This is a genomic window from Streptomyces sp. NBC_00028, from assembly GCF_045041065.1.
Lineage (GTDB): Bacteria > Actinomycetota > Actinomycetes > Streptomycetales > Streptomycetaceae > Streptomyces.
In genome coordinates this window covers 7,445,835-7,465,409 of the sequence record NZ_CP108293.1, presented here as the reverse complement: position 1 = coordinate 7,465,409, position 19,575 = coordinate 7,445,835, and the positions used below count along the sequence as shown (strand labels likewise).

Annotated in this window: 24 protein-coding genes; 7 read left to right on the top strand and 17 right to left on the bottom strand. The window is 70.2% G+C overall.

Annotation, left to right across the window (positions count from 1 at the left end; all coding sequences use genetic code 11):
• Positions 1 to 15: 15 nt before the first annotated feature.
• From OG885_RS33595 to OG885_RS33580, 4 genes are all read right to left on the bottom strand, one after another.
• Positions 16 to 1,446 (bottom strand): hypothetical protein, encoded by a 1,431-nt coding sequence (locus tag OG885_RS33595; RefSeq protein WP_405737990.1) that lies wholly within the window; start codon positions 1,444 to 1,446, stop codon positions 16 to 18.
• A 196-nt stretch (positions 1,447 to 1,642) separates the two neighbouring features.
• Positions 1,643 to 1,879 carry a hypothetical protein gene (locus OG885_RS33590; RefSeq protein WP_405737989.1) on the bottom strand — a complete coding sequence of 79 codons (237 nt, stop codon included), beginning with the start codon at positions 1,877 to 1,879 and terminating at the stop codon, positions 1,643 to 1,645.
• Between the two features lie 38 nt (positions 1,880 to 1,917).
• Positions 1,918 to 2,106: a hypothetical protein gene (locus tag OG885_RS33585; protein ID WP_405737988.1), complete on the bottom strand. Its 189-nt coding sequence runs from the start codon at positions 2,104 to 2,106 to the stop codon at positions 1,918 to 1,920.
• Positions 2,107 to 2,381: 275 nt separating this feature from the next.
• A complete protein-coding gene (locus OG885_RS33580; RefSeq protein WP_405737987.1) occupies positions 2,382 to 3,152 on the bottom strand; it encodes a nucleotidyltransferase domain-containing protein in 771 nt (256 codons plus the stop codon).
• A gap of 189 nt (positions 3,153 to 3,341) precedes the next feature.
• On the opposite strand from OG885_RS33580, the gene OG885_RS33575 reads away from it, so the two are divergent.
• Positions 3,342 to 3,953 carry a hypothetical protein gene (locus tag OG885_RS33575; RefSeq protein WP_405737986.1) on the top strand — a complete coding sequence of 204 codons (612 nt, stop codon included), beginning with the start codon at positions 3,342 to 3,344 and terminating at the stop codon, positions 3,951 to 3,953.
• Positions 3,954 to 3,987: 34 nt separating this feature from the next.
• On the opposite strand, the gene OG885_RS33570 is transcribed toward OG885_RS33575, so the two are convergent.
• Positions 3,988 to 4,431, bottom strand: coding sequence for a hypothetical protein (locus tag OG885_RS33570; RefSeq protein ID WP_405737985.1), 444 nt, complete (start codon positions 4,429 to 4,431; stop codon positions 3,988 to 3,990).
• 253 nt (positions 4,432 to 4,684) lie between these two features.
• Between OG885_RS33570 and OG885_RS33565 the strand changes: the two genes are divergently transcribed.
• Entirely contained in the window at positions 4,685 to 5,095 is a 411-nt protein-coding gene (locus OG885_RS33565) for a RidA family protein (RefSeq protein ID WP_405737984.1), read from the top strand.
• Entirely contained in the window at positions 5,092 to 5,562 is a 471-nt protein-coding gene (locus OG885_RS33560; RefSeq protein WP_405737983.1) for a GNAT family N-acetyltransferase, read from the top strand. The genes OG885_RS33565 and OG885_RS33560 overlap by 4 nt, the downstream gene beginning before the upstream one ends.
• Positions 5,563 to 5,741: 179 nt before the next feature.
• Here the strand turns inward: OG885_RS33560 and OG885_RS33555 are convergent, their stop codons facing one another.
• Both OG885_RS33555 and OG885_RS33550 read right to left on the bottom strand, forming a co-directional pair.
• Entirely contained in the window at positions 5,742 to 6,464 is a 723-nt protein-coding gene (locus tag OG885_RS33555) for an aspartate/glutamate racemase family protein (RefSeq protein WP_405737982.1), read from the bottom strand.
• 5 nt (positions 6,465 to 6,469) lie between these two features.
• Complete coding sequence (locus tag OG885_RS33550; RefSeq protein WP_405737981.1) at positions 6,470 to 7,942, bottom strand: NCS1 family nucleobase:cation symporter-1; 1,473 nt, start codon at positions 7,940 to 7,942, stop codon at positions 6,470 to 6,472.
• 165 nt (positions 7,943 to 8,107) lie between these two features.
• Here OG885_RS33550 and OG885_RS33545 point away from each other — a divergent pair, with 165 nt between their 5' ends.
• Positions 8,108 to 8,779, top strand: coding sequence for a GntR family transcriptional regulator (locus OG885_RS33545; protein WP_405737980.1), 672 nt, complete (start codon positions 8,108 to 8,110; stop codon positions 8,777 to 8,779).
• Here OG885_RS33545 and pip read toward each other — a convergent pair.
• Positions 8,773 to 9,726 carry a prolyl aminopeptidase gene (gene pip / locus OG885_RS33540; RefSeq protein ID WP_405737979.1) on the bottom strand — a complete coding sequence of 318 codons (954 nt, stop codon included), beginning with the start codon at positions 9,724 to 9,726 and terminating at the stop codon, positions 8,773 to 8,775. The genes OG885_RS33545 and pip overlap by 7 nt on opposite strands.
• 37 nt (positions 9,727 to 9,763) lie before the next feature.
• Entirely contained in the window at positions 9,764 to 10,441 is a 678-nt protein-coding gene (locus tag OG885_RS33535; protein ID WP_405737978.1) for a uracil-DNA glycosylase, read from the bottom strand.
• A gap of 213 nt (positions 10,442 to 10,654) precedes the next feature.
• On the opposite strand from OG885_RS33535, the gene OG885_RS33530 reads away from it, so the two are divergent.
• Positions 10,655 to 11,305, top strand: a complete 651-nt coding sequence (locus OG885_RS33530) for an RNA-binding S4 domain-containing protein (RefSeq protein ID WP_405737977.1) — start codon at positions 10,655 to 10,657, stop codon at positions 11,303 to 11,305.
• A gap of 96 nt (positions 11,306 to 11,401) precedes the next feature.
• Here OG885_RS33530 and OG885_RS33525 read toward each other — a convergent pair whose 3' ends face one another.
• From OG885_RS33525 to OG885_RS33515, 3 genes are all read right to left on the bottom strand, one after another.
• Positions 11,402 to 11,878: a DoxX family protein gene (locus tag OG885_RS33525; RefSeq protein WP_405737976.1), complete on the bottom strand. Its 477-nt coding sequence runs from the start codon at positions 11,876 to 11,878 to the stop codon at positions 11,402 to 11,404.
• Between the two features lie 124 nt (positions 11,879 to 12,002).
• Complete coding sequence (locus OG885_RS33520) at positions 12,003 to 12,698, bottom strand: class I SAM-dependent methyltransferase (protein ID WP_405737975.1); 696 nt, start codon at positions 12,696 to 12,698, stop codon at positions 12,003 to 12,005.
• 61 nt (positions 12,699 to 12,759) lie between these two features.
• Positions 12,760 to 13,734 carry an acyltransferase domain-containing protein gene (locus OG885_RS33515; protein ID WP_405737974.1) on the bottom strand — a complete coding sequence of 325 codons (975 nt, stop codon included), beginning with the start codon at positions 13,732 to 13,734 and terminating at the stop codon, positions 12,760 to 12,762.
• A 129-nt stretch (positions 13,735 to 13,863) separates the two neighbouring features.
• Here OG885_RS33515 and OG885_RS33510 point away from each other — a divergent pair, with 129 nt between their 5' ends.
• Positions 13,864 to 14,142: a DUF6343 family protein gene (locus OG885_RS33510; RefSeq protein WP_405737973.1), complete on the top strand. Its 279-nt coding sequence runs from the start codon at positions 13,864 to 13,866 to the stop codon at positions 14,140 to 14,142.
• Between the two features lie 6 nt (positions 14,143 to 14,148).
• On the opposite strand, the gene OG885_RS33505 is transcribed toward OG885_RS33510, so the two are convergent.
• The 4 genes from OG885_RS33505 to rpsA form a co-directional block, all read right to left on the bottom strand.
• Positions 14,149 to 14,529, bottom strand: coding sequence for a tetratricopeptide repeat protein (locus OG885_RS33505; RefSeq protein WP_399959078.1), 381 nt, complete (start codon positions 14,527 to 14,529; stop codon positions 14,149 to 14,151).
• A 50-nt stretch (positions 14,530 to 14,579) separates the two neighbouring features.
• Positions 14,580 to 15,218 carry a dephospho-CoA kinase gene (coaE, locus tag OG885_RS33500; RefSeq protein WP_405737972.1) on the bottom strand — a complete coding sequence of 213 codons (639 nt, stop codon included), beginning with the start codon at positions 15,216 to 15,218 and terminating at the stop codon, positions 14,580 to 14,582.
• A gap of 45 nt (positions 15,219 to 15,263) precedes the next feature.
• Positions 15,264 to 16,202, bottom strand: coding sequence for a PAC2 family protein (locus OG885_RS33495; RefSeq protein ID WP_405737971.1), 939 nt, complete (start codon positions 16,200 to 16,202; stop codon positions 15,264 to 15,266).
• Positions 16,203 to 16,368: 166 nt separating this feature from the next.
• Positions 16,369 to 17,874, bottom strand: a complete 1,506-nt coding sequence (gene rpsA / locus OG885_RS33490; protein ID WP_405737970.1) for a 30S ribosomal protein S1 — start codon at positions 17,872 to 17,874, stop codon at positions 16,369 to 16,371.
• Positions 17,875 to 18,241: 367 nt separating this feature from the next.
• Here rpsA and OG885_RS33485 point away from each other — a divergent pair, with 367 nt between their 5' ends.
• Positions 18,242 to 19,075 (top strand): class I SAM-dependent methyltransferase, encoded by an 834-nt coding sequence (locus OG885_RS33485; RefSeq protein WP_405742991.1) that lies wholly within the window; start codon positions 18,242 to 18,244, stop codon positions 19,073 to 19,075.
• 22 nt (positions 19,076 to 19,097) lie between these two features.
• Here the strand turns inward: OG885_RS33485 and OG885_RS33480 are convergent, their stop codons facing one another.
• The gene (locus OG885_RS33480; RefSeq protein ID WP_405737969.1) at positions 19,098 to 19,574 is read right to left on the bottom strand and encodes a hypothetical protein; all 477 of its coding nucleotides are present in this window, start codon (positions 19,572 to 19,574) and stop codon (positions 19,098 to 19,100) included.
• Position 19,575: the final 1 nt, after the last annotated feature.

Here is a 19,575-nt window from a genome sequence, read left to right as displayed (position 1 = left end):
CTTAGGACGTGGGGGTCAGGCGAGGAGGTAATACGCGGCTCGCGTGGCGTCCGCCGAAGCAGTGCCGCCCGGTGAATCGGCGTACAGGCTCGGGTACTTGGTGTCGCGGTATCGCTTCACCAGTGCGGGCAGGTCGTCCCAGAAGGTCTGCGGGATGCTCTGGTCGGAAGCGAGAGCCGCTTGGACCGCGTCCGAAGCGCTCAGCAGATCACCTTCACGTAGGCTCCGGCGGGCCTGGGCAACGAGATCAGCCTTCTCGGTGAGCCGTTCAGCCTCACCGGAACAACCCGCGTCCGCGAGGGCCACGACAATGCGCAGCGACCGTGCGGACAGCCCGGAGCCCTCACCCTGCGAAAGCTCGATGGCCGCGTGACGACAGGGCAGACCGAACTCCGCGCGAGCCACCGTGGCGGCGTACCAGCGACGCTGGTTCTCCTGAGTCAACCGGCGAGGTACTGAAAGCTCGCCGACCTCCTTGGCCCCTTTCTCTGCCTGCGGGCCACACGCCAAGGACAACCGGTGGCACGTCATGGCGAGCAGGACGCGGTCGGAGGGTTCGAGGGCAGGGTCGGAGCCCAGCTGTCTCAGCTGCTGCGTCAACCAGTCTGGTACTCGCCCTTGTTGCGCACCGGCGGTGAGGGCCCGGGCGGCGTCGTACGTGGCGGTGAGGGTGCCGAGCTGAGCCGGTGTCTTCGCGACGAGGCCGTCAGCACGGATGAGCCCTGACGGAGGGGGAAGTGACGATGCGTCACGGTTGGCGTCGATCGTGAGTGCGCGCCGGGCCAACCACCGGGTCTGGGGATCGGGGTTGTGCAGCGCGGGCATCAGACAGTCACGCGTCTGCGGTGTCGCCCGCTGCCGCAGCAACGCCAGAGCCGCTCGCTGGATGGGGTCGAGAGCGGTGCAGCCGCCCTCCAGCAGCACATCTGCGTCCCGCAAAGCCCGTACAGGACGGACACGCACGCCAATCGACCGCAACGCCTCCACGGCGTAGAGCGCCGGAACAGGCTGCCGCGCGCGAGCCGTGTCCGTGGCGAGACGGTCCACGGCGGCACGGGGTACGTCACCGTCGCGCCCCGTGCAGCTCAGCGTCTCCAGGAAGGCGGCCCGCGTTGCGAGCGAGGTCAGGGCATCGTCTTCAGGGTCCGGTGAACGCAGATAAGCAAACGCCTCCTTCTCTGCACGCTTCCAGAGCCCGGCCCGTTCCAGGACCGCCACCGCGTCGCCCGTCCTGGAGCCGGCCAGCGACAGACAGACGTAGTGCGCCCGCCAGGCAGGGGTGTCCAGGATGTCGGTGCGCAGGAGTTCTGCGAGGGCACTTGAACGAACCTCGGGCACCGGTTTGCCGGTCCGTCCGGCCGTGCGCACTTCGGCCTCCAGACGGCCGTACGCCGTCGGGTACAGCGCGGGGTCCCGTCCGACATCGGCCCGGGTGGCACGGACCAAGCCATTCGCTCCGCGGAGGGCATCGAGGTGCTCGGCCAGCTCGCTGCCAGGACGGGAGGGCCGGTCCACCGCCCCGCCCCCGCACATGGAGATCCCCAGGACAGCCGCGGCGCAGGCCACCACCACGGTGGTGATCGTCCGGCCGCGGCGTCCTGTGTGGTTCGAAAGAAGGCTGCTCTTCACGGCGGTGCGTCGGTCAGTCGTTGGCACATGCCGAGGCGAACGCCTTGACACCGGCTTTGAAGGCACCGCCGTCGGAGCAGGTGGTGATGCTCGTGTTGAGCGAGCCACCGGGATCGGCGATCCCAGTGATATCGGCGATCCAAGAGTTCTTGTTCGTCCAGCTGACCTGCCGGGTGTTCTCACTCACCATCGTGCCGCTAGGACTGAGCGAAAGGGTGGCCTGCCAGCCGTTGGCCTTCACCGTCGCCACGTTTGTGATCTTGCTGACCCGGTATTTGTGGCGCCCCTTCATTGCCTTGGTGATGTCTTGAAGGAGCACTTGTCCGCGTAGACGTTGCAGTGCCACGCGCTGGCGACCACCTTCGCGCCCGTGCCGGGCAGCGCCGTCGAGCCAGTGTCGGAGATGGCGCCGGTCGGTGCTGCCGTCCCCGCGATCAGGACGCCAACGATCCCTGTGGTCAGCAGGGTCTTCTTCACTTGTCTCTCCCCGTGTTCACGGCGCGTCCGCGCCGGTCGCATATCCCCTCAAGTGGGGATCGGACTGTACATGCTGGGGAAATATGCGAAGGCGGCCAAAAATGGACGGATCCCTGCGCTGTCGGCAACGTACCGAATCCCGCTGCCCGGACGGCCCCGTCCGGGCCGCCTTGAGGTGAGTGGGGCATCGGCAAGAGAAATGGGGAACCGATCCAGCCAAGCGGAGCAGGCCGCAGTTCACACCAAAGCATGATGCTCCCGCTCCAGGAAGAGCCTCAGGTTGCCGCCTTCACACACAGCGCCCGAACTTGGTCGATCGCATGGCTCAACGCATCCGCGTCTGCCCTCACAGGGAGCGAGGCGACGATGTCGTCCACGCCGCGCAGCCCAGCCCGCTCCAACAGCCGCTTCTCATTGGTCACCCACTCCCCGCGACCAGCCAACACCCCATGCCCGGCCTGTGCGGCGGCCGTGGCGATGGCACCGGCGACTTCAGTGAGGCGGGTTGCGGGCACGTGGTTCACGCGGGCATACGAGAGCGTTGCTTGAGCCGTGCCGTGCCAGCGCTCGCTCGCCGTACGGCGGAGCTTCTCGGGGTAGCCGTCCGGGTGCGGAAGCTCCCCTCGGAGCACCCGGTTGATCGCCAGCTCGGCCACCACCAAGTAGCTCGGGATTCCCGCGAGATGGAAGAGCAGCGGCTCGACATGGAAACGGCCTTCCCGCGCCTCCGCCAGCTCGTGCTCGACGACGTCGAGATCGCGGTAGTGGACGTCGACCCGACGCCCCTCGACGGTCAGCCACGCGCCGCCGTTGAAGACGCCGCCGCCCCAGCCGCCGACCTCCGACACCTCCCCTTCCCAGCCGACGGCACGCAGGTCGGCGGCGTTGAAGGGGCCGCGGTAGTACACGGCCAAGTCCCAGTCGCTGTCGGGGCGATGGGTGCCCTGGGCGCGGGAGCCTCCGAGGGCCACGGCGGAAACGGTGGGGAGCGTGGCGAGGCGGTCGGCGACGGTTTCGAGGAAGGCGGCGTCGGTGAGGGGCGACATGGGGGCAGGGTATGGATCCCGGTGACGCACTGCCACGCGAATACCCGTTGTCAGTGGTGCGCGTTATCAATGAACCCGTCACTCAGTGTCACATCGACGGGGGAAACAGACATGGCGACGCACGCCAGGAATCATGGACAGGGCGGTGGCGCTGCCACGCCCTCTGGCCGAAACCGTACCCATCTGTCCGTGGCCGGGCTGCGAGCCAGGGGCTGGACCGCCGGGATGGTGCGCCAACTGCTGGGCAAGCCGGATCTGTTGCGTACCAATCCGTACTTCCGGACCGCGCCACGGACCCGGCTCTACCGCGTGGAGCGGATCGCGGCAGCCGAGCGGAGCGATGAATTCCGCATCGCCGCGGCGACCGCGCTGCGGCAGTCCGTCGCCGCTCGGGCCGCCGCGGCGCGCAGACGCCGGGAGGTACTGGCACGGATCGCGGCGGAACCGGTCGACGTACCCCGCCTGACGCCAGAACGGCTCGCGGCGGCAGCCGTCGAGCATCATCGCAGCCGCAGGGACCGGGAGCGGGCGTACGGAGCGTCCGACGAGGTGCCGGACCCCGCCAAGGTCGAGCACGCCGAGCCCGGCGCGCTCGCCCGGTGGAAGGTGAACTACCTCCGGCACGGTCTGACTCGCTACGACGAACTCCTCGACGGACTGTACGCAAGCACGGGCCGCGCGGTCGCGGAGGAACTGCTGCGGCGCAAGGTGTTTGCCGCCATCGCCGAGGCGTACCCGGATCTCGTGCGGGAGTGTGAACGGCAGCTGCGGGAGGGGGAGTTCGGTCCGCCCCCGGCATGACATACCGGGGGCGCGGGCCCGGCCTTTGCTCCGCTCACGCCTCCCACAGGTCGCGGTGGCGGTGGCGAGTCGGCGGGTGGTCCAGGTCCAGGTCTGCGACCAGGTCCACATCCACGTTCTGATCCAGGTCCAGGTCCAGCTCCTGGGTTTCGGCCCACCGCGACAGCGCGCCCCCCGGCGCCGCCCGCAGCCGCGTGCGGGCGGCGCTGCGGAAGACCTGGAGCGCCGCGCGGGCCCGGCGTTCGTACGGGGAGTACCGGCGCTCGTTCATGGCGCGGGAGTAGGTGTACGAAGTGAAGCTCCGCAAGACGAGGACCGGTACGGGGCGTCGCCCCTCGCGTCGGGCGCGGCTGAACTCCGCGTGCGAGTAGCGGAGTTCGGCAACCTCGTTGCCGGTCCACGGCCCCGGCCGGCCGAGCGGCCAGAAGGCGGGCAGGGTGCGGTGCCTGCTGGGGACATGGTGAACGGTGCGTGACATGGCGGACCTCCCGGGTCCACCGGAACCTCCGGTGGACCGCTAGAAGTCGGCCGCCGTGAACCGTCCCAGATGCTTGTCGCGCATGCCGGAAGGCTGACACCTGGGCGTCGGGGTGTCGACTGGTTTTCCGGAACCCGGCGGCGCCCGGCCCGGGAGTCGCGCCCTCCGCGCCGCACGAAAATCGGATGCGGCTCGCCCCCGCGGCTTGGATGATCGCGAGGTCGTCCGCCTTCCACCCAGCCCTGGAGCCCTTGTGATCCGGCGCGTCACCGCCCCCGCCCTCTTCCCGCCGCCCACCTATTCCCACGCCTCCGTCGTGGAGGCCGGCACGAAGCTCGCGTTTCTCGCCGGGTCCGTGCCGCTCGACGCCGAGGGCAGGATCGTCGGCGAGGGCGACCCCGTACGGCAGGCCGAGCAGGTGATCGCGAACCTGGAGGAGCAACTGCGCGCGATCGGCAGCGACTTGGCGCACGTGCTGTACACCGACGTGTATGTGGTGAGCGGTGAGACCTCGGTGCTCTCCGCCGTCTGGGAGGTCGTGGAGGCGTCCGGGCTCAGCACCGGGCCGCACGCGTCGACGCTGATCGGTGTGGCCTGTCTCGGGTACAGCGGGCAGTTGGTGGAGATCACCGCGACGGCCGCGATCCCGGAGGAGGCGCGATGAGCGACGAACCGGACGTCACCCTTCGGCGTGCCACCGCCTCCGACGCCGCCGCGGCGGCCGACGTCTGGCTGCGGTCGTTCGCTGCCGCGCTGCCGACGGTCGTGCGGCCCCGGTCCGACGACGAGGTTCGGGACTACTTCCGGGACGTCGTCGTGCCGCTGCGGGAGACCTGGGTCGCGGAGGAGACGGGACCGCAGGGGCTGAGGATCGTGGGGGTCATGGTGCTCAACGGCGACCTCCTCTCCCAGCTCTATCTCGCCCCCGACCGGCGCGGGCACGGCATCGGGGACCGGTTCGTCGCGCTCGCCAAGGAACGTGCTCCGCAGGGGCTGCACCTGTGGACCTTCCAGGTCAACAAGTCCGCCCACCGCTTCTACGAGCGACACGGTTTCGTCGCCGCCGAGTACACGGACGGCAGCGGGAACGAGGAGCGGGAACCGGACGTCCGGTACGTGTGGCAGCCCTGAGGGGCCTGCCAACCTTCAGACGTCCGGTACGTGTGGCAGCCCTAAGGGACCTGACGGCCTTCAGGCGTCCAGTACGTGTGGCAGCCCCAAGGGACGACCTGACGGCCGCCAGCGACGGGCGTTCCTGGCCGTCCACCGGCACGTACTCCGGCCACCAACTCCCCGTCGCCGCGCGCCCCTCACCCCACCGACGGCCTCCCCCAGACCCGCCCCTTGGGCAACGGCCGCGCATACCCCCCCACCTTGCTCGTCCCCAACCCCAGCCCCACCAGCGACTCCGCCAGTTTCACCGCGGCCCCCACCCCGTCGACCACCGGCAGCCCCAGCTTCTCCCCCACCGCCCGTTGCAGCCCGGTCATGCCGGCGCAGCCCAGCACCAGCACCTCGGCACCCGAGGCGCACGCCCTCTCCGCAGCGGCCAGAAACGCCGCCTCCGTACGTTCCGCGTCGCCGAGTTCCAGGACGCTGAGCCCCGTTCCCACCACCGCGGCGCAGTTGCGGCCCACGCCCGCGAGTTCCAGGCTGTCCTCGATCTGGCCGCAGGAGCGTTCCAGGGTGGTGACCACCCCGTACCGCCGGCCGAGCAGACAGGCCAGATGCGCCGCCGCCTCCGTGATGTCGACGACGGGGACGTCGACCAACTCCCGGACGCCTTCCCGCCCGTGCTCTCCGAAGCCGGCCATGACGACCGCGTCGTAGGCGGGGCCTTCGTAAGCCCGCAGGAGATCGATGACCGCGGCCGCCGACAGGTAGCTGTCGAGCCAGCCCTCAGCCGACTCGGGCCCCCACCGCGGGGTCAGCCCGGTCACGGCGGTGCCCGGACCTGCCGCGGCCCGGGCACCTCGTACGATCTCCTCGGTCATCTCCTGCGTGGTGTTGCAGTTGGTGACGACGATCCGCACGTCCGTCAGACCTCCACAGCCTCGGTAGACGTGGACACAGCCGCGCGCTCGTTCCGGCACAGCAGCGCGTACAGTCCGGCCGCCAGGGCCGTGCCGATGAACCAGGAGTACGGGGCCACGTCGCTGAACGTCTTCACCAGGGCGAGGACGGCCGCGACACCCGCCGACGGCAGGAACGCCCACAGCGCCTTGGGGTTGACGCCCTTCTTGTAGTAGTAGCGGGAGCCGGGGGCGCCGTCGAACAGGGCGTTCGCGTCCACGCGACCCTTCTTGATCCAGTAGTAGTCGAGCATGATCACGCCGAACAGCGGGCCCAGGAAGGCGCCGAGGCCGCCCAGGAAGTAGTTGACGACGGTCGGGTTGGAGAAGAGGTTCCAGGGGGTCACGACCAGCGCGGCGACCGTGCTGATCATGCCGCCGATCTTGAAACTGATCTTCTGCGGCCAGACGTTGGCGAGGTCGTACGCCGGTGAGACGAAGTTGGCGACGATGTTGACGCCCATGGTGGCGATGGCGAAGGTGAGCGCCGCCACGACCAGGACCCAGGTGTTGCCGACCTTGGCCACCAGCTCGGCCGGGTCGGTGATGGCCTCGCCGAACACCTCCAGCGAACCGGCCGTGACAATCACCGAAACCACCACGAAGGCCGTGGAGTTGATGGGCAGGCCCCAGAAGTTGCCGCGGCGGACGGTCTTGTAGTCCGGCGCGAAGCGGGAGAAGTCGCAGAAGTTGAGCATCAGCGTGCCGTAGGTGGCGAGGATCAGACCGATCGCGCCGAACCACTGGCGCCACTGCTCGCCGACCGACACCGGGTGCGGGGTGGTGGTGAGGGAGATGGTCCAGTCGGCCTTGGCGAGCACCCAGACCGCGAGCGCGATCATGACGATCCAGATCGCGGGACCGCAGAAGTCCTGGAACTTCCGCACCGATTCCATGCCCTGACTGATGATCAGCGCCTGGATCAGCCACAGGGAGAGGAAGGAGACCCAGCCCAGCGCGTCAAGTCCGAGGAAGGAGCTGTGCGTCCAGGACTCCAGGCCCGGCCAGGCGGCCAGCAGCATCACGTTCACCGCGACCGAGGCCAGATAGGTCTGGATGCCGTACCACATGATGGCGATCACGGCCCGGATGAGGGCCGGGATGTTGGCGCCCCACACCCCGAAGCTGATGCGGCTGACGACCGGGAAGGGGACCCCGTGGCGCTGGCCGATCTTCCCCATCCAGTTCATGCCGATGTAGATGAGCACGAAGCCGACGAGGAGCGAGGTGAAGACCTGCCACACGTTCATGCCGAGGACGAGCAGTCCGGCGGCGAAGGTGTAGTTGCCCAGGTTGTGGACGTCGGACATCCACATGGCGAAGAGGTCGAAGACCTTCCAGTTGCGCTTCTCGGCGGGCGCGAGGTCTTCGTTGGTCAGACGGGGGTCGGGGACGAACGCCGGGGCGCCGGTGGCTGTGGTGCGGTCGGCGAGGGACACGGGGCCTCCATGAGCCGGGGACGGAGGAGGGTGGCGGAAAACGACCGCCTGGAACGCCGTTTGGTATACCAAACTGCGGTCATGGTCCTCCCGTCAAGCGTTCTGACCGATGTCGTCTCTGTTAACGCTCCGTAAAACACCTCCGGAGTCGGCGAAGATGGCTCCATGAGCTCCACGACGAAGATCGAACCCCTCGGTGCCGTCCGCGAACGCGTCCTGGCCGCACTACGGCAGGAGATCATCGCGGGCGGTCTGCGCCCCGGCGACCGACTGGTCGAACGGGAGCTCGCCGAGCGCTTCGGGGTCTCCCGGGTGCCGGTGCGTGAGGCGATCCGCGCCCTGGTCGCCGAGGGCTTCGTCCATTTCGAGACACCGCGCCGGATCGTCGTACGGCGACTGACCCCGCAGGACGTCCAGGAGCTCTTCGAACTGCGCGAGGCGCTGGAGGTCTACGCGGCCGGACTGGCCGCGTCCCGCGCGACCCCCGAGGACCTGGCGGAGGTCGAGCAGCTCCTCGACCGGGCGGCCGCCGCGACCGAGGCGGGCGACGCGGAGGCGATCACGGACGTCAACAGCCTGCTGCACGACCGGATCGTGGCCATGGCCGGCAACGCCCTGCTGATCGAAGCCCTGGAACCGGTCGCGGGACGTCTGCGCTGGATGACCCGGCGGAACGAGGAATGGCCCCAACTCCTCGTGGAACACCGCGAGTTGTACGAGGCAATCGCCTCCGGCGACCCGGAGCGGGCCCGCGCGCACGCCCTCGCCCACGTGCGCACCAACTACGAGTCGACGGTACGGCAGTTGTTCGGAGAGGACCCCGAACCAACCTACTGACGCGCGTACTTGTCCGTCGCCGCCACCATCGCGTCGGCGACCCCCGGCGCACCGGCGTTGTGCCCGACTTCGTCGATCACCACCAGCTCGCTGCCCGGCCAGGCGTGATGGAGCCGCCAGACGATCCCGGCGAGGTTGCCGAAGTCGAGGCTGCCCTGCACGAGGGTGCCGGGGACGCCCTTCAGCAGGGGCGCGTCGCGCAGGACGACGCCGTCCTCCCCCAGGAAGTGCCCGTTGCCCCAGTAGTGCGTGACGGTACGGGCGAAGCCGAGACGGAACTCCGCGTCCTCGAAGCGCTCGACCGACCTGGGCGGTGCCGGAATGGTCGCCGTCTCCCAGTCCGTCCAGGCCCGCGCCGCCCGGGCCCGCACCTCGGGATCGGACGACTCGATGAGCCGGTTGTACGCGGCGGCGAGATCACCGTCCCGCTCGTCGGCGGGCAGCTCCGCCAGAAACCGTGCGAACGCCTCCGGGAAGATCTGTCCGAGTCCCCTGGTGAGCAGGGCGACCTCGGCGTCGGACCCGGTCGCGACGCCCGTCAGCACCACCTCGCTCACGGCCGCCGGGTGCGTCTGCGCGTACCGCAGCCCCAGCACCGAACCGAACGACACCCCCCACACCAGCCATCGCCCGATCCCGAGGTGCTCCCGCAGCAGCTCCAGGTCGGCGATGAGGTGCGGCATCGTGTTGACGCTCATGTCGGTGCCGTACGCGCTCGCCGCCGGCGTCGACCGACCGGCACCGCGCTGGTCGAGCAACACGATCCGGTACGCCGCCGGATCGAAGAGCCGCCTGAAGTACGGCCCGCTGCCGGACCCCGGCCCCCCGTGCAGCACCACGGCGGGCTTGCCTCGCGGGTTGCCGCAGGTCTCCCAGTAGACGCGGTTGCCGTCTCCGACATCGAGCATTCCGTGGTCGTACGGTTCGATCTCCGGGTAGAGAGGCATCCGGCGACCCTAGCTCTCGTACGGCGACCAGGTCCCCTCAATAAACCGCCGCCGCCGTGCGCAGCACGTCCCGCAGCATCTGCGGGGTCAGCCGGCCGGTGAAGGTGTTGCGCTGGCTGACGTGGAAGCAGCCGAACAGGTCGATCCCGTCGAGCGGCACCCGCGCCCCGTGCCCGAAGACGGGCCGCGGCCGGGGCACGTCCCACCCCGCCTCCGCCAGCGCGGGCAGCGTGGCCTGCCAGCCGAAGGCGCCGAGCACGACGACGCTCCGCAGGGTGGGCCGCAGCAGGTTCAGTTCCTGCACGAGCCAGGGGCGGCAGGTGTCCCGCTCCCCCGGCGTGGGCTTGTTGGCGGGCGGGGCGCAGTGCACGGGCGAGGTGACACGGACGCCGCGCAGTTCGAGCCCGTCGTCGATGCCGACCGACGTGGGCTGCGAGGCGAGGCCGATGTCGTACAGCGCCTGGTACAGCACGTCACCGGAACGGTCGCCGGTGAACATCCGGCCGGTGCGGTTGCCGCCGTGCGCGGCGGGCGCGAGGCCGACGATCAGCATCCGGGCGTCTGCGGGCCCGAACCCCGGCACCGGCCGGCCCCAGTACGTCTGGTCGGCGAAGGCGGCCCGTTTCGTACGAGCCACGTCCTCACGCCAGTCGACCAGGCGAGGACAGGCCCGGCAGCCCGCGATACGCCGGTCGAGATCGCCAAGAGCATCCACGCCACCACCGTACGACCACCGCCGGGCCACCCCGGAATCGCGGCCGGACGGGGCGCGGCGAGGCTCGGCGGTGGTCGGCGGGGTAGGCAGGCGGAGGCCCGCCGGGGCTCGGAGGCTCGCCGGGGCTCGGAGGTCGGCAGGGCTCGGAAGTCGGCAGGGCTCGGCGGGAAAATCCCGTCGGGGTGGATGGGGCCGGGCGGCTAAGGTCGGGGCATGGCTGCTGAGCGTGTGGAGGACGGTGCGGGCGACGCCGTGAGCACCGACGAGGACTCCCGGGGCCGTACCGGGGTGGGGCCGACCTCGGCCAGGGACAAGCCGGTCACGACCGGCGCCGGAGCGGGCGGGGATCCACAGGTCGCCGCCGGGACGGATACCGGTCCGCAGGTCCCCGCCAAAACGGCTACGGACCCGCAGGTCGCCGCCGCGGTGGCCGCCGCCGAGGCTGCCGGGCCGCAGCAGGGCGAGACGGTGCGCGTCGACAGCTGGATCTGGTCCGTCCGCCTGATCAAGACCCGGTCCGCCGGTGCCGCCGCCTGCAAGGGCGGACATGTCCGGGTGAACGGTGACCGGGTCAAGCCCGCCCACTCCGTCCGCGTCGGCGACGAGGTACGTCTGGTGCACGAAGGCCGTGAACGGATCGTCGTCGTCAAGCGCCTCATCCGAAAGCGGGTCGGGGCCCCGGTCGCCGTGCAGTGCTACGTCGACAACAGCCCGCCGCCTCCGCCGCGCGAGGCCGTCGCACCGGCCGGAATCCGCGACCGGGGCGCGGGTCGGCCCACCAAGCGGGACCGTCGGGACATGGAGCGCCTGCGGGGCATGGGCGGGCCTACGGGAGCGCCGGACGGGCGCGCCGGGGGACGCTGACCGCCGGAAGGGCCTCGCCTTCGATCGCCGGACGGGCTGGGTCGACCAGTCCGTCCGGCGATCGAAGGCGAGGCCCGGCAGGGCCGGAGGCACCCGTCACGCCCCTCGTCGGATCAGCCGCAGCAGCTGCGCGTTGTGGCCGCGGCGGGCCCAGGCGATGAGGGCCAGGGGGATGATCAGAATGAGTGGTGTCGCGGCGTTCTCCCCGTCGAAGTAGGAGACCTGGACCACGAAGGCGCCCACCATCAGCCCGCTCAACGCCACCGCCGCCACGGACTGGAGCACCGGGATCAACAGCGCGACCGCACCGGCGAGTTCGAGCGCGCCGATGGTGAACATCCCCGCGTCGCCCCAGCCCATCTCCGCGAAGGCGTCGGCGGCAGAGGGGTGCGCGATCAGCTTGGGCAGCGCGCTCGCGAACGCGTAGAACAGGGCGAGCAGCACCTGAATGGTGCGCAGGGCAATCCGGGCGCGACGGCCGCGGGCGGTCGCGGACTCGGCGACAACGGCACCGGAAGCGGAAGCGGAGTTGAGGGACGCGGCGGTGGTGACGGGGGCGGTGGTCTCGGACATCGGGGTCTCCTGTGGGAAGCGGTCCGTTGTGCTGTCACAGAGATAGACCGACCCCCGCACCGAAACTCATCGCCACCCGGCCGGCGACTTCACCTCCGGTCTCCGCCCGCACCCCGCTCCCCCTCTAGGCGGCCCCCGCCCCCTCCGCGCGCACCGCCCGCACCCAAATCCGGTCCTCCGTCAGATACTTGTCCACCCTCAGCCCCGCCTCCCGCAGCGCCTCCTCGAACTGCTCCTTCGTCAACGGCCGCGCCAGAAACGTCTGGGTCCAGACCGCGTCCGGGAACTCATACTCCGCGCGCACCGCGTTCACCCCGTCCCCGACCGGCTCCGCCGACACCATCCGGAGGGTGAAGCCACTGGGGTCGACCCGCTCGCGCGGCAGGTTGGTGTGGTAGTCCTCGCCCTCCCGCTGGATCAGCACGCACCCGCCCTCCGCCACATGCCGGGCGCAGGCGCGCAGCATCCCGCGCCGCACCTCGGCGTCGCCGGCGTGCACGAGGAACGACGCGAGCATCACCACGTCGAAGGTCTCGGCCAGGTCCAGGTCCTCGACCGTGCCGCATATCGTGCGCGCCCCCTGGACGCGGGCCAGCATCTGCGGGGACTCGTCCACCGCCGTGACCCTGAAGCCCCGTTCCAGCAGCGGGTGGGTCACCCGCCCGACACCGCAGCCGAGTTCCAGGATGTGTGCCCCCGCCGGTACGGCCGCGGCGATGATGTCCGGCTCGTCGTACACCGGAAGCCGCGCGTACAGCTCCACCGCGCAGCCGTCCGGAGTGATCGCCCCTGGACCGGTGCCCTCATACCCCTCACGCATTTTCAGCTCCATGCCCGCCCAACGGCCCGCACCCGCACGCCCGTTCCCCGGCCGAACACTTTCACCCGTCAGAGCGACCCCTGAGCGCCCCCGTCTCCGCGCCAGCCCCCGCCCCCGCCCCCGTCGGCATCGGGAACCACCCGTGCCCGACATACCAGTGCCCACCCGATCGCAGATGGTCCCCCACCGCCCGCTCCACCGACGTGCGCCGCGGCAGCGTCTCCACCGGCAGCTCGGGGTCCCCGAACACGAACTGGACCGGCTCGGTGTCGGCCGGCTCGGTGTCCTTCGCGGTGAGCCGGAACCGCTCCTGGAAGCGGACGATGTTGGAGTCCGCGGGCAGATACCGCTTCAACTGCGGGTCCAGCAGCCAGGAGTGGCACATCGCCACCCGGTACTCCTCCTCCGGGTAGTGCGCCTGGAAGAACGCGCCCGCCAGCGCCACCGCACGGCCGCACGCGGCCGGGGTCAGCGGGCCGAGGTAGTCGGGGATGTGCAGGTCCAGACAGAGCGTCCCGGCAGCCGCCTCCATCCCGGCCGCGGTGAGTTCGCGCGCCGCCCGCTGCCAGAGCCGTGTCCGCTGGAAGTGCAGTCGCCCCAGCTGGTAGAGCTCACCGCGGAAGTGGAGGACCAGCCACTGCGGGGACTGGACCCCGCACGTCCCGTGCCGTCTGCGGTGAACGGCCATGTTCCGGCCGAGGTCGGTGAGGGTGCGCCGGGAGACGTCGGCGGGGACACCGCGTGCGCGGTGGTACGCGCGCGTGTGCGGAAGGGCGGCGACGCACACGTACGCGGCGAAGGACCGGCGCAGCGCCGCCGGCACCTCGGCGACCCGATGCCCCAGCTGCAGCCCGTCGCCGTACTCGACGATCTCCCCCATGTCGCGTACCAGCGCCTCGACGCACTCCTCAAGGAGCCGCAGCACTCCGGCGTCGGCCACCACCGTCCGGCGCAGCGCGACGAGGGCGTTGATGTCCTCGTGCGGTACCGCGAGGTCGAGCAGCACCTCGGCGAGCTCATCGGTGTCCGGCAGCACATGCCCTCCGGCAAGGGGTACGAGGGGTACAAGGGATACGAAGGCTACGAGCAGTACACAGGAGTGCCCGGAGTACCAGGAGTACCAGGAGTACCAGGAGTACCTTGGCAGAGAGGAGTCGTGGTCCCGATGCGTACGGGCAGTGAGCCGACGACCGCGCGCAGTGCGCTGCGGGCCCGGTTCTGGCTGAGCGTGTGGGGGCTGGTCTGGGCGATCTTCGGTACGGCCGCGTTCGCCCTCGCCGGCCGTCCCGGGTGGGCCGCGGCCTGCGGGGTGCTGTGGCTGGTGGTCACCGTCGATCTGACCCTGATCCTGCGGCACATCCGCCAGGGCCCGCACTACCAGCCGGGCCCCGACATCCCGCCGTACCGGCCACCGGAGAACCGGTACCCGAACCGGCGCCCCTAGGGAGCCTCACGACTCGAACCGTGCCGCCTTCAGGTACTGCGGGTTCGGGTCCAGCGCGGCGGCCAGCCGGAAATGGCGTTTGGCCTGGTCAGGTCGGGCCTGACGCTCATAGGTGCGGGCGAGCGCGAAGTGCGCGAACGCGTTGTCCGGCTCGCGCTCCAGGACGATGGTGAACTCCAGCTCCGCGGGCCGCAGTTGCGCGGCCGCGAAGAAGGCACGCGCGCGCAGCAAACGGGCGGCGGTGTTCTCGGGATGCGCGGCGATCACCTGGTCGAGCAGTTTCACCGCGCCCTGCGGGTCCCGCGCGGCGAGCAACTGCTCGGCGGCACGGAAGTCGATGACATGCGTCTCCGGAGTACGTCCGGTCGAACCGCTGGTCTCGGGCACGGCAGAGTCCTTCCCTCACTGGAAGGGTTCAACGCCCGGACAGGGGCCCGCTATTCCTGGGCCGTCCGGGGCGAGCCCTGGGACGGGTGGGGCGCGTGGGCCCTTCGTACGAGTTCGTCCCACACGTCCGCCACGCGTCGCCGCAGGTCCTCCAGGGGTACGTCGTTGGCGATGACGATGTCCGCGATCTCCAGGCGCTTCTCGCGCGTCGCCTGGACGGCCATCCGCGCGCGTGCGTCGTCCTCGGTCATGCCGCGCAGCCGGACGAGGCGGTCGAGCTGGGTCTGCGGGCTCGCGTCGACGACGATCACGAGGTCGTAGAGCGCGGCCAAGCCGTTCTCGGTGAGGAGCGGGACGTCATGGACGACGACCGCGTCCTCGGCGGCGGCCGACTCCAGGGCGCGGGAGCGGGCGCCGACCAGCGGGTGCACGATCGCGTTCAGCACGGCGAGCTTCTCGGGGTCGGCGAACACGATCGACCCCAGCTTCGGTCGGTCCAGGCTGCCGTCGGCGGCGAGCACCTCGGCTCCGAAGGCCTCCACGACCGCCGCCAGCCCGTCCGTGCCCGGCGCGACGACCTCGCGTGCGATACGGTCCGCGTCGATCAGCACGGCGCCCCGCTCGACGAGCAGCCGCGACACCTCACTCTTGCCGGCACCGATCCCACCGGTCAGGCCTACCTTCAGCATGAGCCGCAGCTTAGGCGGTGCCGCTGACAGCGCACCCCGCAGGGTTCAGTTGTCGCCCTCCCGCTCGGCCAGGAACCGCTCGAACTCGAGCCCGATCTCGTCGGCGGAGGGGATGTCGGTCGACTCGGCGAGCATGTTGCCGCGGGTCTCGGCGCCCGCCGCCGCGTCGTACTGGTGCTCAAGGCCCTGGACGAGGGCCACGAGGTCCTCGTCCCCCTCCTGGATCTGGCGGTCGATCTCGGTCTGGGTGCGGTGGGCGTCGGTACGCAGCGCGTGCGCGATGCCCGGCAGGACCAGACCGGTGGCGGCGGTGATGGACTCCAGGACGGTCAGGGCCGCGTCCGGGTAGGGGGAACGCGCGATGTAGTGCGGGACGTGCGCGGCGACGCCCAGGACGTCGTGTCCGGCCTCCATGAGGCGGTACTCGACGAGCGACTCGGCGCTGCCGGGAACCTGCGCCTCGTCGAAGGGGCTGCGGTGGCCCGGCACCAGGTCGTTGCGGTTGCCGTGCGGGGTGAGGCCGACGGGGCGGGTGTGCGGGACGCCCATGGGGATGCCGTGGAAGTTCACGGACAGCCGGACGCCGAGCCGCTCCACGATCTGCTGGACGGCCGCCGCGAAGCGCTCCCATTCCACGTCCGGCTCGGGACCCGACAGCAGCAGGAAGGGCGCCCCGGTGGCGTCCTGGACGAGTCGCACCTCGATCGAGGGGACCTCGTACTCCGTCCAGCGGTCGCGCTTGAAGGTGAGCAGCGGACGGCGGGCGCGGTAGTCCACGAGCCGGTCGTGGTCGAAGCGGGCCACGACCTGGTGGGGCAGCGAGTCGAGCACACGGTCGACGATCTGGTCGCCGGTCTCACCCGCGTCGATGTATCCGTCGAAGTGGTAGAGCATGACAAGACCGGCCGACTCCTGGGCGAGCGCCATGTCGACGACAGCCAGGCCCTTCGGCTCCCATGCGTACAAACCCTGCGGATCAAGCACAGTGACCGCTCCTCCTCGTGTTCATACGCTTCAACGCCCCCTGGAGCAGGGGCATTCCCACGAGGACCTCTGATCAGCCGCCTCTTAGGCCCTTTTCATGACTGAAGGGCCGCACCTCGAAAGGTACGGCCCCTCAGTTAGCTGCTAAGCCTCAGCGAGCCAGCGTTCAGCTCTGGCCACCCGCGAGCTTCTCACGAAGCGCGGCGAGCGCCTCGTCGGAAGCCAGCGCACCGGAGGTGTCCGCACCCTCGGAGGAGTACGAACCGCCGCCGCCACCACCCGCGGCCGGAGCCGCACCGGCGGCGTCGCCACCCTCGGCAGCGGCGGCCTCGTCGGCCTCGCGGCTCTTGATGACCTGCTGCTGGTGCTGCTCGAAGCGGGACTGCGCCTCGGCGTACTGGTTCTCCCAGACCTCACGCTGCGACTCGAAGCCCTCGAGCCAGTCGTTGGTCTCGGGGTCGAAGCCCTCGGGGTAGATGTAGTTGCCCTGGTCGTCGTACGACGCGGCCATGCCGTACAGCGTCGGGTCGAACTCGACCGAGGCCGGGTCGGCACCGAAGGACTCGTTGGCCTGCTTCAGCGAGAGGCTGATGCGACGACGCTCGAGGTCGATGTCGATGACCTTGACGAAGATCTCGTCGTTGACCTGGACGACCTGCTCCGGGATCTCCACGTGGCGCTCGGCCAGCTCGGAGATGTGGACCAGACCCTCGATGCCCTCGTCCACGCGGACGAACGCACCGAACGGAACCAGCTTCGTGACCTTACCCGGAACGACCTGGCCGATCTGGTGGGTACGGGCGAACTGCTGCCACGGGTCTTCCTGCGTCGCCTTCAGCGACAGGGAGACACGCTCGCGGTCCATGTCGACGTCGAGGACCTCGACGGTGACTTCCTGGCCGACCTCGACAACCTCGGAGGGGTGGTCGATGTGCTTCCAGGACAGCTCGGAGACGTGGACCAGACCGTCGACGCCACCCAGGTCCACGAAGGCACCGAAGTTGACGATCGAGGAGACCACACCGGAACGGACCTGACCCTTCTGGAGGGTCGTGAGGAACGTCTGGCGGACCTCGGACTGGGTCTGCTCCAGCCAGGCACGGCGGGACAGGACCACGTTGTTGCGGTTCTTGTCCAGCTCGATGATCTTCGCCTCGAGCTCCTTGCCCACGTAGGGCTGGAGGTCGCGGACGCGGCGCATCTCGACCAGGGAGGCCGGGAGGAAGCCACGGAGGCCGATGTCGAGGATGAGACCACCCTTGACGACCTCGATGACGGTACCGGTGACGATCCCGTCCTCTTCCTTGATCTTCTCGATGGTGCCCCAGGCGCGCTCGTACTGGGCGCGCTTCTTCGAGAGGATCAGGCGGCCTTCCTTGTCCTCCTTCTGGAGGACCAGGGCCTCGATCTCATCGCCCACGGCGACGACCTCGTTGGGGTCGACGTCGTGCTTGATGGAGAGCTCGCGGCTCGGGATAACGCCTTCGGTCTTGTAACCGATGTCGAGCAGGACCTCGTCCCGGTCGACCTTCACGATGACGCCGTCGACGATGTCGCCGTCGTTGAAGTACTTGATCGTTTCGTCGATCGCGGCGAGGAAGGCTTCCTCGTTACCGATGTCGTTGACCGCAACCTGCGGGGTGGTGGCGGTGGTCTCGGTGCTGCTCGTCATGTGGGAAAGGGCTCCGGTTACGGACAGAAAGTCGTAGGTACTGCTACGCCGGGAGCCCGTATCGCTCTGATGAAGCCGGACAGCCAAGGAAGCGCCCCACCAGTGAACTGGTGATGGCGCCTCGAAAACCGAGGGGACATACAACAGATGCGAGCGCAGCCTGCTACGTCTGAGGTGCGCAGGCCCGCAGCGCAACTTGTAGCATACGGGGGCAGCCGGGCAGGGTCAATGCGCGAAGGCGCACACCCGGGGCGGATCGCCGCATTCCCGGCACAAGAACTGTCTCTGGAGGCCACGCAGGCCTGAGACACCTCTTCCGTGACACCCGTGGGGACGGGTTGGAGGGAAGAGTACGACGAGGGAGCCGATCATCCAAGAGCCCACTTCTTCCGAGTCCGAGTTCGAGCCGGAGGCCACGCGGCGGGACGCCGGAGCCGCCGAGAGTTCCCGGGCCAACCGCGGCTGGTGGGACCGGAACGCCGACGAGTACCAGGTGGAACACGGCACGTTCCTCGGCGACGACCGCTTCGTGTGGGGCCCCGAGGGCGTGGACGAGGTGGAGGTCGAGCTGCTCGGCCCGGCGGAGGACCTCAAGGACAAGCGGGTCCTGGAGATCGGCGCCGGCGCGGCCCAGTGCTCGCGCTGGCTCGCCGCGCAGGGCGCCCGCCCGGTCGCGCTCGACATCTCGCACCGCCAGCTCCAGCACGCCCTGCGCATCGGCGGCGCCTTCCCCCTGGTCTGCGCCGACGCCGGCGCCCTCCCCTTCGCGGACGCCTCCTTCGACCTGGCGTGCTCGGCGTACGGGGCGCTGCCCTTCGTCGCCGACCCGATGCGGGTCCTGGCGGAGATGCGGCGGGTGCTGCGCCCGGGCGGCCGTTTCGTGTTCTCGGTGACGCACCCGATCCGCTGGGCGTTCCCGGACGAGCCCGGCCCCGAGGGGCTGAGCGTCTCCGCCTCCTACTTCGACCGCACGCCGTACGTCGAGCAGGACGAGCAGGGCCGCGCGGTGTACGTCGAGCATCACCGCACGATCGGCGACCGCGTGCGGGACATCGTGGCGTCGGGATTCCGTCTCGTGGACCTGGTGGAGCCGGAGTGGCCGGTCTGGAACACCTCGGAGTGGGGCGGCTGGTCGCCGCTGCGCGGGAATCTGATCCCGGGAACGGCGATCTTCGTGTGCGAGCGGGACGCCAGGAGCTGACCCGCGGCGGTGTCCGGGGCCCTCAGCCCGGCAGGTCGGTCTCGGGGCCGGCGGTGGGGTCCTCGGCCAGCCAGCGGGACACGATCCCCTCGACGGCCCGCTGACCACCGCGCTGCTTGATCAGCCCCTCCTTGGCGGCGCCCCGGACGAGGACCGTGCTGCCCGCGCCGTCGGCCGCGGTGACGACGAGCGTGACGACGGCCGGGTTGAGCCCGCCGAACCCGGTCCCCATGACCGCGCGGACGGCGTGGCCGCCGCTGGGGAGGGCCACGACGGCAAGCGGCGGCACACAGTCCGCCACCACCCGCTCCGCCAGTGCCAGCGCCGCCTCCGGCGCCAGGTCGGTGTCGAGGCGGATCTCCTGTACGTCCTTCTTCAGCCGTCGGGCCACGAGGCGGGTGAGCTTCCCCTGTGCGCCCACGGACTGGGCGACGCCACCCAGGTGGTGGTCGAGCGTCATGTCCTCGTCGGGCAGTGGCATGTCTCCAGGCAGTGGCATG